Origin of the sequence: Paenarthrobacter sp. TE4293, assembly GCF_050435325.1 — a bacterium.
GTDB classification, from domain to species: domain Bacteria; phylum Actinomycetota; class Actinomycetes; order Actinomycetales; family Micrococcaceae; genus Arthrobacter; species Arthrobacter nitroguajacolicus_C.
On the sequence record NZ_JBNJRY010000011.1, the window covers coordinates 88,169 to 102,068 of the forward strand.

The window sequence follows — 13,900 nt, forward strand, 5'->3', positions numbered from 1 at the left end:
GCTGGGGGCATGGCAAGCAATTGGGACAGCCTGGACCAGGCTCAGCGTGACTCTGTGGATGCGAACGTGGCGCTCTATGAGCGTGTTCGCCCTGCATTGAAGCGGGTCACGCGGGATGTTCTGCTCACTTTGCGGGACATGTTAAACGACGCTGAGGTCACTCCCTTGTTCGTCACGGGACGGACCAAAACCGTGGAGTCATTCCGCGAAAAGATTTCCCGCACGGATGATCCCCTGGAGCCGGGCGGTCCGCGGGTTTTGAAATTCCCGGACCCTTTCCGCACGTTGAATGACATGGTGGGCATCCGTGTCATCACCAAACTGCCGGCGGAAAACGCGGCGGTAGCCAACATCATCAAACGGCAGCGCCAACTTTTTGATTGCCGCGGCGATCGCGAGAAGGACATCGGCTCCATCGAGTCCGGAACCTATGGATACTCCAGCCGGCACCTCATTCTGCGGACCATCCAGAACGAGGCCGTCAAGGAGTACCAGCACGTCTTCAACCCGGACATGCCCGCCAACGGCAGCTACTTCTTCGAATGCCAGATCCGTACCGTGTTTGCGCATGCCTGGAGCGAGATCGAGCACGACATCCGCTTCAAGGCCGAAGACCCGCGCGCCTGGACGCCGCATTTCGATCGCCAGTTCACGGCCACAGCGGCCATGTTGGAAACCGTGGAGAGCGCCTTCGCGGATCTTCATGAGCGCTACGAGGAAGTCCGTAGCTACTGGGACCTCGAAGGTGAAGGTGGCTCGCCGCTGACGCCAAACCGGGTTCGTGACGTCTGGCGTACCCTCTTGCCGCACGTTGACCGTAAAGTTGACGACGACTGGGGATGGGCCGCTGAACTGCTCGCCGCCCACGGACTCACCAAAACCGTGGAACTCGCCGGGCTGCTTAGTGCCAACCGGATCACCGAGGTCCGCAAGGCCCTGGACCACCGCTACTCCCCCGGCCCCGACCGCCTCCTGGACGACCTCCTGCTGTGGCAGTACGGAACCGAACACATTGATCTCACCGCTGAGGCGCCCGACGTCGTCCCGCACCCGCGGCGCGACAGCCTCCTGCGGCGTCTTAAGCAGATTGAGCGTTACCGCCAGACTGCTTTGTAAAAGACCGCATTTTAAGGACCCATGACACCCGAGCAACTCATGTCACTGCGGGCGACCTTCCGCTCGCCCCGCCGCCTGCTGACGGAATCCCTCGCGGGGCTCGTGGTGGCCTTGGCGCTGATCCCCGAGGCCATCGCGTTCTCAGTGATTGCCGGAGTGGATCCCCGGATCGGGCTGTTCGCTTCCTTCACCATGGGCGTGGTCACTGCAATGGTGGGCGGGCGTCCCGCCATGATCTCCGCGGCCACCGGTGCTGTTGCTTTGGTGATCGCACCGGTGATGAAAGAACACGGGCTCGACTACCTCATTGCCACGATCATCCTGGCGGGCGTTTTCCAGATCATCCTGGCCGTTCTGGGCGTCACCAAGCTGATGCGTTTCATCCCGCGGTCCGTGATGATCGGCTTCGTGAATGCCTTGGCAATCCTGGTGTTCATGTCCCAGATGCCGGAGCTCTTCAACGTGCCGTGGATGGTCTATCCCATTGTCATTGTGGGCTTGGTGATCGTGTTCGGGCTCCCGCGCATCACCACAGCCATACCCGCGCCGCTGGTAGCGATTGTGGTCATCACGCTGGCGACTGCTCTGGGGAACATCGACGTTCCCACCGTCAGCGACAAGGGTGAACTCCCGGACAGCCTGCCCGGGTTCTTCCTGCCCAACGTTCCGTTGAACCTGGAGACGTTCCAGATCATTGCACCCTTCGCCTTGTCCATGGCGATGGTGGGCCTGCTGGAATCCCTGATGACCGCCAAACTGGTGGATGACATCACTGACACCCGTTCCAATAAGACCCGTGTCTCTTGGGGCCAGGGTGCCGCCAACATCATCACTGGTTTCCTTGGTGGCCTGGGTGGTTGCGCGGTGATCGGTCAGACCATGATCAACGTGAAGGGCTCGGGGGCTCGAAGCCGGCTTTCCACGTTCCTGGCCGGCGTTTTCCTTCTGGTACTGGTGGTGGTCCTGGGCGATGTTGTGGGCATGATCCCCATGGCGGCGTTGGTGGCGGTGATGATCTTCGTTTCATTGATTACCTTCGACTGGCACTCCATCCGGATTTCCACCCTCAAACGGCTACCAAAATCTGAAACCGCCGTCATGCTCGTTACTGTTGCCGCTGTAGTGGCGACGCACAACCTCGCGGTGGGTGTCGGCGTCGGCGTCTTGACCGCCATGGTTCTGTTTGCGCGGCGGGTGGCCCATTTCGCGACCGTTGAGCGGACGGAACTGAAACTCAACGGCGAAAACGTTGCGACGTACACGGTTGACGGCGAACTGTTCTTCGCTTCCTCCAATGATCTGTACACCCAGTTCGACTATGCGAAAGATTCCTCAGAGGGCATAGATCGGGTGATCATCGATTTGCATGGCTCGCACATCTGGGATGCCTCCACGGTTGCTGTGCTGGACTCGGTCACCGAGAAGTACCGGAATCACGGGCGTGAGGTGGAGTTCATCGGGCTCAACGAGGCGAGTGTTCGCATGCGTGAGCGGCTGGCCGGGAAGCTCAACTCCTAACCTCCCCCTCCTCACCCAACTGAGTAGCAGTTCAGGTCGTTCTGAGCCCTCAGAACGACCTGAACTGCTACTCAGTTGGGTTGGAAACAGCGGTCATCTGACATATACACTTCGGCGAATGTAACGAATTCGCTCCGCGTGGGCCCCCAATGTGAGCATGGATGAATGCTTGAGGCAACCAATTCCCCTTCCAAAACCGAAGAACCCGCTGGGCCCGTCAATGCAGCATTGGCCGCTGAAGCCAAGATTGCGCGCGTTGCCGTCACGGTCTTCCCGCTTCTAGTGGTGGTTGCCGGCGTTCTCGGCTTCTTGGTTCCGGATCTGTTCAAACCGATGGGTGTTGCCGTCCCTTACCTGCTGGGCGTCATCATGTTCTGCATGGGCCTCACGCTGACCCCGCCGGACTTCGCGTCGGTGGCCCGCCGGCCATGGGCTGTGGCGTTGGGAATTGTGGCGCACTACGTGATCATGCCCGGAGCAGGCTGGCTCATTGCGGTCCTCCTGCAGCTGCCGCCGGAGCTGGCCGTCGGTTTGATCCTCGTTGGTTGCGCTCCCTCCGGCACTGCATCCAACGTCATGGCGTTCCTTGCCAAGGGTGATGTTGCCCTGTCCGTGGCTGTCGCCTCGGTTTCCACGCTCATAGCACCCCTCGTGACACCCGCGCTGACGCTCTTCCTGGCCGGATCCTTCCTGCATATCGATGCCGGTGCCATGGTGATGGACATCGTGAAGACCGTGCTGCTGCCGGTCATCGCAGGCCTCCTCGCCCGCCTCTTCCTTTCCAAGGTTGTGGCGAAGGTTCTCCCGGCGCTTCCGTGGGCTTCCGCCGTCGTGATTTCCCTGATTGTCGCGATCGTCGTAGCGGGCAGTGCCAGCAAGATCGTTGCCGCCGGAGGAATCGTGTTCCTGGCCGTAGTCCTCCACAACGGTTTCGGCCTGGGGCTTGGATACCTGGCCGGCAAGCTCGGCCGCCTGGATGACAAGGCACGCCGTGCCCTGGCATTCGAGGTGGGAATGCAGAACTCCGGCCTGGCTGCGACGCTGGCCACTGCTCACTTCAGCCCGTTGGCCGCGCTGCCGTCAGCCGTCTTCTCGCTGTGGCACAACATCTCGGGCGCGATCGTGGCTGCTTGGCTGGCCCGCCGCCCGCTGAAGGACTAGTCAGCCGTTGGTAGTGCCGCGCCGGTGCAACTTCCACGGTGACGCAATCCGGACTCCCTCAACGGGGGTGGACCCCGCCAAGCGATCCAGCAACATGCGGACAACCTGCTCGAAGATCGGGTCCGGGCCAACGGTAGTCAAAGCGGGATCGTAGTCTTGCCCCTCCGTGGAATTCCCAACCCCCACAATCTGGACATCCTCAGGCACCCGGAGGCCAAGACGGTAAGCGGCACGAATCGTTTGCAGCGCCTCCATGTCGTCGGTGCAGAGGATGGCCGTGGGCCTGTCCTTCAGTTGTAGCAACTCAAGAGCAGACTGATACGCAGAGGCCGGGCGGTGATGTGAGGTCCTGACCAAGGCCTCGTCCAAGGGAATCCCAGCCTTCTCCAGCCCCGCTGCGTAGGCAGCAAAGCGGCTCTTCGGCCGGCCGGTAGGGTCAGCCCTCCGGATGCAGCCGATTCTGCGGTGCGACGCGGTGAGGAACTCCATGCACTCTGCGAGTCCGGCGTCGGCTTCAGGAGCAAGGACGTCGAATCCAGCAGGCTCCATGGTCCCTGAGATCACCACTTGGGCAACGCCGCGTCGAGCCAGCTCCGTGACGGTTTCATCCTCGGACTTCGCCTCAGGGAAGTAGCCAATGATGACGCCATCGGCGCCGCCGGACATCATGAACTTCCGCCAGTCGTCGCCCAGCAGGATCACCGGTTGGTAGCCGTGCTGCGGGAGGATTGTTGCTGCAGCCGTGGCAAGGGCCCTGTCCCACGGCCACTCGAGATTCCCAATGGCCACAGCCACTACGTCCGTCCTGCCCCGTCGCATCCCCCGCGCGGCCTGATTAGGCACGTACCCGAGTTCCTTGACCGCTGCCAAAACACGGTCCTGCGTGGGCTGACTGATACGGGTGGTGCCACCATGGCGACCTGAGAGCACATAGGACACGGTGGTCAGCGAGACGTCCGCCGCCCTGGCCACATCCCGAATGGTGGGCTTGGATCCCTTGCTCACGTTGCAACTCCTGGTAGACAGCGGATTTCTTGAACTCTATCCGCTGCGGAGTTGGACTCCTCTTGACGCAATTAGTTGTGAACGTTAACAATTGCGGGAGTCTACAAATACAAGCGGGAGATCATTCGATGAAGAACTGGGCAGGAAATCTTGAGTACTCGTCAGCGGACGTTCAACGGCCCACCACCGTGGATCAGCTGCGCGAGCTCGTAACTCATGCAATCCGGATCAAAGCCCTTGGTTCCCGGCACTCCTTCAACACCGTTGCAGACACCGACGGAACTCACATCCTGCTCGATGCCCTCCCCCAGGAAGTGGTGTTGGACACCGCGAAAAGCACGGTCAAGGTCAGTGGTGGCATCAGCTACGGGGCTCTGGGCCGGGCTCTTGAGGAACAGGGCTACGCGATCCACAACCTCGCTTCCCTCCCGCACATCTCCGTTGCGGGCGCTATCCAAACCGGCACGCACGGCAGTGGGGTCAACAACCCCTCCCTGGCTGCCGCCGTCGTCAGCGTTGACCTGGTGCGCGCCTCCGGCGAGCTGGTGACCCTTACAGCGGACGACGACGAATTCCTCGCCAGTGTGGTGGGAATGGGTGCACTTGGCATCGTCACAGGGCTGGAACTCGCGGTCCGGCCGAGCTACGAAGTCCGGCAGCGCGTGCTGACCAACCTGTCGTGGGAACATGCCTTGGCAAACTTCCAGGCCATCGCATCCAGTGCCTACAGCGTCAGCTTCTTCACCAACTACACCGGCGACACCATTCCCCAGGTCTGGCTCAAAGCACTGGACACCGAGGCCCCGCTACCGGACCTGTTCGGGGCAACCCCGGCGACGGCAGCCATGCATCCCCTGTCGGACATGTCTGCAGAGAATTGCACCGAGCAGCTGGACGTCGCAGGGAAGTGGCTGGACCGCTTGCCGCACTTCCGTCACGAGTTCACGCCGAGCAACGGCGAGGAACTCCAAAGCGAGTTCCTCCTGCCCTTGGATCAGGCGCCGGCCGCGCTGCAGGCTGTCCGGGAACTCGCCCCCAAACTCGCGCCGCTCCTGTTCGTCTCCGAAATCCGCACTGTGGCAGCAGATGAGTTCTGGCTCAGCCCGTTCTACCAGCAGCAAAGCGTGGCACTCCACTTCACGTGGAAACCGCTTCAGACCGAGGTGGAAGCAGTGCTGCCCGAGCTCGAGGAAGCCCTGCGTCCGTTCGGTGCACGCCCGCACTGGGGCAAGCTTTTCACGCCCGGCCAGTACGACTTTGCTTCTTTGTATCCGCGGTTCGAGGACTTCCGTGCCCTGGTTCAGGCCAATGACCCTTCCGGCAAGTTCCGGAACGGCTTGCTGGACAGCGTGCTGGGCGTAGCCGTTACGTCCTAGCCACCAACCACGTTGCCAACCCGCTTCTCCGTCGCTGGGCAGCGATGGAAAAGCGGGTTGTCAACGGAAGAGTGCGATCTACGAGATGTGAGCCAGGACTGCTCCAGCCGTGACCACACCGCCGGGTGCGGAAAGGACCTCGGAGAGCGTACCTGAGCGGTGCGCGGGGACCTGGGTTTCCATTTTCATGGCTTCCAGAACCACCAAAGGGTCACCCGCAGCTACGTCGGCGCCAGGTTCAACGAGCCATTTCACAACAGTGCCGGCCATGCTGGAGACGAGGGCCGATTCGGCGGGTGAGTCTGCACTGGTGACAGAACCCGGCAGCCCCGTCAGGTCCGAGGCAGCTGGCAGTCCCTGACCGGATCGAGCCCAGCCATCCAAAAGGTCCGCCGGAAGTCCAACAGCGAGGCGTTTGCCGTCCACATCAATGGTGATGGTCCGCCGCTCCCCTTCCGGGGCAACCACGCTGTATTCGGGATCCACGGGAATCTGGTCTGCGAAGTCGGTCTCTATCCACCGGGTGTGGATGTTCAAGCCGGCAACCGATGTGAAGTCATCGGATTCCAGAACGGCCCGGTGGAACGGCAGAACAGTGGCCAGCCCCGTGATGTTGATTTCGGCGAGTGCACGGCGCGCACGGCGCAGGGCCTGCTGCCTGTCAGCTCCGGTGACGATCAGTTTGGCCAACAGGGAGTCGAACTGCGGCGCCACGAATGAGCCGGACCGCACCCCTGTGTCCAAGCGGATGCCCGGGCCTGTCGGCGCCTCAAAGGAGGCCACTGTGCCCGGGGACGGCAAGAACCCGCGGCCCACATCCTCGGCGTTGATTCGGAACTCGAACGAGTGGCCCCGCGCAACAGGATCCTCCGTGATGCTCAACGGCAAACCTGCGGCAATGCGGAATTGCTCCTGCACGAGGTCAATCCCGGCTGTTTCTTCCGTGATGGGGTGCTCAACCTGGAGGCGGGTGTTGACCTCGAGGAAAGCCACGGCTCCATCGGCAGAGACCAGGAACTCCACCGTTCCGGCCCCGTAGTAGCCGGCTTCGCGGACAATGGCCTTGGAACCGTCGTAGAGTTGCTGCCGCTGGTTATCGCTCAAGAACGGAGCTGGAGCTTCTTCCACCAGCTTCTGGTGGCGCCGCTGCAGGGAACAGTCACGCGTTCCGACCACAACTACGTTGCCTGTTTTGTCCGCGATGATCTGCGCTTCCACGTGGCGGGGCCGGTCAAGGTATTGCTCCACGAAGCATTCGCCCCGGCCGAACGCGGCCACTGCTTCACGGACTGCGGAATCGAAGGCTTCCTCAACTTCGGCGAGTTCACGGACCACCTTCAGCCCGCGGCCACCACCGCCGAAGGCAGCCTTGATGGCCAGCGGAAGGCCGTGTTCCTCAGCGAAAGCACGGGCCTCCGCGGCGGAGGAAACCGGGCCGTCGCTGCCGGCAACCAAGGGTGCGCCGGCAGCGACGGCGATCTCGCGGGCCGTAATTTTGTTGCCCAACTGGCGGATCGACTCAGGCGACGGACCGATCCACTCGAGTCCGGCGTCGAGCACTGCTTGGGCGAAGTCCGCGTTCTCGGAGAGGAAGCCATAGCCAGGGTGGACGGCATCTGCGCCCGACTCCTCCGCAACGGCCAGCAGTTTCCCGATATTCAGGTACGTATCAGCAGGCGAGTTCCCGCCCAGGCTGTAGGCTTCATCGGCAGCGCCGACGTGCATGGCATCGGCGTCGATGTCTGCGTAGACGGCGACTGATAGGATGCCGGCGTCATCGCAGGCTCGGGCGACGCGGACTGCGATTTCGCCACGGTTCGCGATCAGGACCTTGCGCATCAAATTCTCACTTCTCTGTTTTGGTGAAAGTCGTGGTGAAGTCTGGTGAATCCGGAACGAGACGGAAGCGGATCCGCCCTCCGATCGGGACTTGGGCAGCGAGGTCCAGGTGTTCCTCGCGCACCACGCCGATCACCGGATAACCACCTGTGATGGGGTGGTCCGCCAGGAACAGGACGGGCAGTCCTGCGGGCGGTATCTGGAGTGCTCCGGCCATCGTTCCCTCGCTGGGGAGTTCGCCCTCGCGTGTGCGTTGCAACGGGGTTCCGTCGAGACGCATGCCGACGCGGTTGGACTGCGGCGTGACCAGCCACTCCTGGCTGCAGAGTGATTCGAGGGCTTCCGCGTCGAACCAGTCCGCCCGTGGTCCGGGAACGACGTCGAGTACAGTGACGCCTTGGCCCGGGAAATCGGGTTGGAGCTCAGGGCTGCCCACGGCTGTGGACGCTGTTGCTTCACCGACCGGGAGCGCCTGCCCAATGGTCAACGGTGCGGGTCCAATGCCGGACATCGTGTCAGCTGAACGACTGCCCAAGACCTCCAGTGCATCAACACCGCCACGGATCGCCACGTAGTTACGGAACCCCGACTCGGGAGCCCCCACGGTGAGTACTTCGCCGTCCAACAATGCAAAGGGTGCAGCCATGGGAACGGTCCGCTGCGCGCCCGGCTGGGCGTCGCCGTCGCCGGACTCAACCCACGACGGCGACTCGATAGTCAGCGTCGTTGGAGCACCTGCAACGGCCATCACCTGATCGCCAATGGCCTCTACCGTCAACCCGCCGTTGACTGATTCGATGGCGGCGGCAGAAGCAGCGTTCCCCACCAGCCGATTGGCCCGCCGCAGCGACGCGCGGTCCAAGGCCCCCGCAGCCGAGACACCCAGCGGACCATAACCTCGGCGGCCGAGGTCCTGGATCAGGCTCTGAGCCCCCGGAGTGAGAATCCGCAGTCCGGACTCAGCGTGGTGCTCCTTGTCGGGTTCGCCCGCTGGAAAATCACTGGCCGTCACGACCTCGCGGACGGCCTTGTATTGCACCCGGTCGCCCGGCCTCACCAGCGCGGGCTGCGCTCGGTCCAGGTCCCACATCCGCGCCCCGGTGCGGCCGATCAGCTGCCAACCACCCGGTGAACGGCGCGGATAAACGGCTGAGTACTGTCCCCCGAGAGCTACTGATCCGGCGGGAACGGCTGTGCGCGGCGAGGATCGTCGGGGAACTGTGAGGATCTCGTTTTCGCCCACCATGTAGCCAAAGCCGGGTGCGAAGCCCGCGAAGGCTACGGTCCAGATCTGGCCGGTATGTGCCGCGATGACGCCGTCCACGCTCAGCCCGGTGAGCTCCGCGACGTCGGCGAGGTCGTCGCCGTCGAACACGGTATCGATGACCACCAGCCCGGAGTCAGTGACTTCCGGTGTTACGAGTTCCAGCTCAAGCAGGCGGACACCAATGGCCCGGGTGGCCGATGCGGACTCGCCCACCACCATGACAGTTTCTGCGGCGGCAAGAACGTCGACCTGCCCCGGCAACGGCGACTTGTTGAGCATGTCCTGCAGGGCGAGGACGTCCTGCAGCCCGTCCAGCTCGGCCAGGACGGCACGGGTTCCGACGGGCCTGACGGAGCGAACCCTCTTGGCAGTGGCGGCATGCATCACGGTTCCCATTGTTCGCTACGCCGCCGGCTGAGCGTGCGTCCCCTGCACCAAACGCACGTCTTCTTCCGGCTTCGGGTCACGGCCCAGGAGCATGCCCACGATCGTGACGACAGCCGCGACGAGGATGTAAACAGCGATCAGGTACCAGCCCCCACCCGCTGCCCCGTAGAGAGCGGTAAAAATGATAGGGGCGACGGCTCCACCAATCACACCGGCCAGCGTGTAGGCCAGCGAGCTGCCGGCGTAGCGGAGACGGGCCGGGAACTGCTCAGTGATGAACGCAGCCTGCGGGCCGTACATGAAGGCGTGGAGTGCCAGGCCGATCACGGTGCCGACGGTCAGCATGGCGACGGACTTGCCTTGGATCATCAGGAAGAAGAGCGGGATGTAGGCGGCAGTTGCGGCAGCGGCGATGCCGTACACCCAGCGACGGTTGAAACGGTCGGTAAGTGCACCAGCCAGCGGGATCAGGAACAGCTGGAAGGCTGAGCCGATCAGGATGGCGGACAAGACGTTGCCTGTGGTCATGCCCAGCTGCTTGGTGGCGTAAACGGCCACGAAGACCGTGAACAAGGCGTAGAGGATATCGGGGCAAACACGGGACAGCGCTGCGGCGACCAATGCTTTGGGTTGCGTGGTGAAGACTTCCTTGATGGGAGCCTTGGGTCGGTCGCCCTTGGCCTGGATGGCCTTGAACACCGGGGTTTCTTCGAGCCTGAGGCGGATGATCAAACCGAAGACCACCAGGAGCGCGGAGGCCAGGAAGGCTACACGCCAGCCCCAGGAAAGGAAGGCTTCGTCGCTGAGTGAAGCGGCAAGAATAGCGAGAACACCGTTGGCCATGAGGTTGCCGGCCGGTGGGCCGATCTGGGCTGCGGAGGACCAGAACCCGCGCTTGTTCGGATCGCCGAATTCGCTGGACAGCAGCACTGCACCGCCCCATTCGCCGCCGACGCCGATACCCTGCGCGAGACGCAGCAGCACCAGGATTGTTGGGGCTGCCACCCCGATCACGGAGTAGTCGGGCAGGGCACCGATGAGGACTGTTGCCACGCCGATGAGGACCAGGGTGAAGACCAAGACGTACTTGCGTCCGATCTTGTCACCGAGGCGGCCGAAGATGATGCCACCGATAGGACGGGCCAGGTAGCCCACCGCGAAGGCTGAGAAGGAGAGGAGCAGTGCAACGAACTCGTCGTTGCCCGGGAAGAAGATCTTGGGGAACACGAGGGCTGAGGCCACTGAGTAGATGGCGAAGTCGTAGTACTCGAGCGAGGTGCCGGTGAGGCTGGCAACGTATGCCTTGACGGCGCCGGCCGGTGGCTTCCTTGTCACGGCTGCGGCTGCCTTGTTGGTGCTGGTCATGGTTTCCTCCGGGGGTGAGGGATGTAGTGCGGGGCCTGATGGAACGGATTAGAGGAACGAGCCGACGGTGACGCCGGACTGCCCCAGTGCGGACTTCACGGCGTTGGCCATTGCTACGGCCCCCGGTGAGTCACCATGCACGCAGATGCTCTCTGCGCGGATTTTCAGGATGGAACCGTCAATGGTCCGGACGGCTTGCTCGCTAGCCATGCGCAGGACGTGGTCGGCTACCTCGGCGGGGTCGTGCAGAACAGCGCCCGGCTGCGACCGCGAAACAAGTGTTCCGTCAGGGTTGTAAGCACGGTCCGCGAAAGCCTCAGCGACGCCCCGAAGACCTGCTTCTTCAGCGAGTCGCAATACTTCGGAGCCGGGGAGGCCGAGAATCGGGAGGCTGGGGTCAACCGATTTCACAGCATCGACGACGGCACGCGCCTGCGCAGTGTGCTTGACGATCGCGTTGTAGAGACCGCCGTGCGGCTTCACGTACTGGACGCGGCCACCGGTGGTAGCTGCCAGCGCCTGCAGGGCGCCAACCTGGTACACCACATCATCTGCCAGTTCCTTGGGATCAATGTCCATGAAACGGCGGCCGAATCCCGCGAGGTCGCGGTAGCCAACATGGGCTCCAATTACGACGCCGGCCTGGACCGCCTTGGAGCAGGTGCTGCGGATGACGCTGGGGTCGCCGGCGTGGAATCCGCACGCGACGTTGGCACTGGACACGGACTCAAACATGGCGGCGTCATCACCGAGCGTCCAGCGCCCGAAGGACTCTCCGACGTCGCTGTTCAGATCGATGATTGCCATGATGTGATCCCTGCCTCGTGATGTGCGTTACATCTAGAATGCACCAATCTGCTGGATTGTTCAACAATCCAGCGATCCAAGTTTTCGGCAATCGTGTAATTTTGGTGTTATGGCCGGTGCAGATCAGGAAAAGAACGAACGCGCTGGCCTTGATAGTGCCCGGGCCCGGGTACGCATGAGGGTTCCGTCAGTTGCCGAGAGAGTCGCCGAAGAACTGCGCTATCAACTGGCCGAGGGATTCCTGGTGCCGGGTGCCAAACTCACCGAAGCCACCATCGCGGAGGATCTGGGGGTCTCCCGGAACACGGTCCGCGAAGCGTTCGCTGAACTGGCCGGCGAGCGTTTGCTGCTCCGTCAGCCCAACAAGGGCGTCTACGTCGCCACTCTGGAAGCCGGCGACATCCACGATGTCTACACAGTCCGCCGTGCCATCGAGGTCAGCTCCATCCGCGCGGGTGGTTCACCGGAGCGCATCGCTGCCGTCAGGGCCGCCGTCGAGGAGGGGAAGCGCGCTGCCGAAGCCGACGACAACGAAGGACTGGGCAGCGCCAACCAGCATTTTCACGGCGCGATCGTAGCCCTTGCCGAGAGCAACCGGCTGGACACCATCATGGCCCAGGTCCTGGCCGAGATGCGGTTGTACTTTCACAAGGCCACGCTGAACGCGCACTTCTACAGCGACTGGCTCGCGGAAAACGAGCAAATCTGCTCTGCCCTCGAAGCGGGAGAACTTGAACGCGCGGGTGACCTGCTCCTGGCCTACCTCAACCGGTCAGAGCAACAGCAAACCGCAATCCACGGAGCGTAGTCAGCGCTTGCCCTTCTTGCGGGAACCCTTGCCCCTGCCCTTGTCCGGATTCGGAGCGTAGCGCTGCGCGACCGCGGGCTTCTTGGGGCCGCCGCCGCGACGATCGGGCTTGGGCGCCTTCTTGGGTTTCTCCTGCTGGGCCGAGGGCTGGCGTGAACTTTGCGCAGTCCGGCCCCGCACAATCCCGATGAACTCCTCGACCACCGGACTGTCCGTGCCAACGAGCCATGCCAGGCCGATCTGAGTCGTTGGAGCGCCGGTCAGGCGCCGCATGACAGTGTCTTTGGCATTGAGATGACGTGCTACGGACATGGGCAGAATCGCCAGTCCAGCACCCGAAGCAACCACTTGGAGAGCCATGTCGGGCCCGCCCATTTCCTCAATGTCGAGGAAGTTTTCGTCGGACAGGTCCTCGAGGGCCACCTCTTCGAACACCGAGATCTCGTGGCCCTTGGGAGCGATCACCACGGGCTGCTCTTCATAGAGGGGGATGACGTTCAAGCCGTCGCGGTCCACGGGCAACCGAACAAAGCTGAGGTCCGCGGAACCGTCATGCAACACCGAAACCTGCGCGGCGTCGTCGGACATGAACGAGTGCAGCGGAAAGTTGGGCATGCGCTCCTCCCACCGGCGGATCCATTTCCCAGGGGTCACACCCGCGACGTAGGCGAAGCGGAGGCCAGCTAGGGGCTCGGTTGTTTCGGTGGATTCTTCAGCGTCTGGCACACACTCACAGTACCGGCCAGATACCCTTGAAGCATGACGTCCTCGAACTCCCAGTCCATGAAGCCGGCAACAGTTGCCAAGAAACTCGGCATCTACCTGCCCGCGACACCCCAAGAGTTCCAGGATTCGTCCATCACCCGCGACGAATTCGCCGAACTCCAGGCCAACCCGCCGGAGTGGCTCGCCGAGCTGCGCCGCAACGGCCCGCACCCCCGCCCGGTGGTTGCGCAGAAGCTGAACGTCTCCATCAGCGGCCTCGCACGCGGCGGCGTTGAGGAAGCACTCACGACGGCGGAAATCACCGAGCTGCTGCAGGCTCCCCCGCAGTGGCTGGTCACCGAACGCGCCACGCACGCTGCCGTCCGCTCCGAAGCCCAGCGCGTCAAGGACGAGGCTGCCAAGAAGGCCGCAACCAAGGAAGCAAGGGACAACGCGGCTGCGAAGCGCGACGCCCCGAAAACCTCCAAGCGCGACCACGCCTAAGTCTTAGCAGGTGGTGGCCGGGACCGACGGGTCCCGGCCACA

General features: G+C 63.0%; 12 protein-coding genes. 6 read left to right on the forward strand and 6 right to left on the reverse strand.

Features of this window, described 5'->3' with window-relative positions; all coding sequences use genetic code 11:
- Nucleotides 1-9: 9 nt before the first annotated feature.
- The 3 genes from QF015_RS19670 (at nucleotide 10) to QF015_RS19680 (ending at nucleotide 3,795) form a co-directional block, all read left to right on the forward strand.
- The gene (locus tag QF015_RS19670) at nucleotides 10-1,116 is read left to right on the forward strand and encodes a GTP pyrophosphokinase (protein WP_429390497.1); all 1,107 of its coding nucleotides are present in this window, start codon (nucleotides 10-12) and stop codon (nucleotides 1,114-1,116) included.
- A 21-nt stretch (nucleotides 1,117-1,137) separates the two neighbouring features.
- Complete coding sequence (locus QF015_RS19675) at nucleotides 1,138-2,634, forward strand: SulP family inorganic anion transporter (protein WP_429390498.1); 1,497 nt, start codon at nucleotides 1,138-1,140, stop codon at nucleotides 2,632-2,634.
- 165 nt (nucleotides 2,635-2,799) lie between these two features.
- The gene (locus QF015_RS19680) at nucleotides 2,800-3,795 is read left to right on the forward strand and encodes a bile acid:sodium symporter family protein (RefSeq protein ID WP_429390499.1); all 996 of its coding nucleotides are present in this window, start codon (nucleotides 2,800-2,802) and stop codon (nucleotides 3,793-3,795) included.
- Here QF015_RS19680 and QF015_RS19685 read toward each other — a convergent pair whose 3' ends face one another.
- The gene (locus QF015_RS19685; protein ID WP_400404504.1) at nucleotides 3,796-4,800 is read right to left on the reverse strand and encodes a LacI family DNA-binding transcriptional regulator; all 1,005 of its coding nucleotides are present in this window, start codon (nucleotides 4,798-4,800) and stop codon (nucleotides 3,796-3,798) included.
- 128 nt (nucleotides 4,801-4,928) lie between these two features.
- Here QF015_RS19685 and QF015_RS19690 point away from each other — a divergent pair, with 128 nt between their 5' ends.
- Entirely contained in the window at nucleotides 4,929-6,176 is a 1,248-nt protein-coding gene (locus QF015_RS19690) for a D-arabinono-1,4-lactone oxidase (RefSeq protein ID WP_429390500.1), read from the forward strand.
- Between the two features lie 78 nt (nucleotides 6,177-6,254).
- On the opposite strand, the gene QF015_RS19695 is transcribed toward QF015_RS19690, so the two are convergent.
- The 4 genes from QF015_RS19695 to QF015_RS19710 are packed head-to-tail and all read right to left on the reverse strand — an operon-like array spanning nucleotide 6,255 to nucleotide 11,841.
- Nucleotides 6,255-8,015, reverse strand: a complete 1,761-nt coding sequence (locus QF015_RS19695; RefSeq protein ID WP_429390501.1) for an acetyl/propionyl/methylcrotonyl-CoA carboxylase subunit alpha — start codon at nucleotides 8,013-8,015, stop codon at nucleotides 6,255-6,257.
- A gap of 7 nt (nucleotides 8,016-8,022) precedes the next feature.
- Nucleotides 8,023-9,678 (reverse strand): 5-oxoprolinase/urea amidolyase family protein, encoded by a 1,656-nt coding sequence (locus QF015_RS19700; protein WP_429390502.1) that lies wholly within the window; start codon nucleotides 9,676-9,678, stop codon nucleotides 8,023-8,025.
- Nucleotides 9,679-9,684: 6 nt separating this feature from the next.
- A complete protein-coding gene (locus tag QF015_RS19705) occupies nucleotides 9,685-11,034 on the reverse strand; it encodes an MFS transporter (RefSeq protein ID WP_310208317.1) in 1,350 nt (449 codons plus the stop codon).
- A gap of 48 nt (nucleotides 11,035-11,082) precedes the next feature.
- Entirely contained in the window at nucleotides 11,083-11,841 is a 759-nt protein-coding gene (locus QF015_RS19710; RefSeq protein ID WP_429390503.1) for a LamB/YcsF family protein, read from the reverse strand.
- 109 nt (nucleotides 11,842-11,950) lie between these two features.
- Here QF015_RS19710 and QF015_RS19715 point away from each other — a divergent pair, with 109 nt between their 5' ends.
- The gene (locus tag QF015_RS19715) at nucleotides 11,951-12,649 is read left to right on the forward strand and encodes a GntR family transcriptional regulator (RefSeq protein WP_310208311.1); all 699 of its coding nucleotides are present in this window, start codon (nucleotides 11,951-11,953) and stop codon (nucleotides 12,647-12,649) included.
- Here the strand turns inward: QF015_RS19715 and QF015_RS19720 are convergent, their stop codons facing one another.
- Nucleotides 12,650-13,375 carry a LysR family transcriptional regulator substrate-binding protein gene (locus tag QF015_RS19720; protein ID WP_397337216.1) on the reverse strand — a complete coding sequence of 242 codons (726 nt, stop codon included), beginning with the start codon at nucleotides 13,373-13,375 and terminating at the stop codon, nucleotides 12,650-12,652.
- A 33-nt stretch (nucleotides 13,376-13,408) separates the two neighbouring features.
- Here QF015_RS19720 and QF015_RS19725 point away from each other — a divergent pair, with 33 nt between their 5' ends.
- Nucleotides 13,409-13,858 (forward strand): DUF5997 family protein, encoded by a 450-nt coding sequence (locus QF015_RS19725; protein ID WP_310208305.1) that lies wholly within the window; start codon nucleotides 13,409-13,411, stop codon nucleotides 13,856-13,858.
- Nucleotides 13,859-13,900 lie beyond the last annotated feature (42 nt).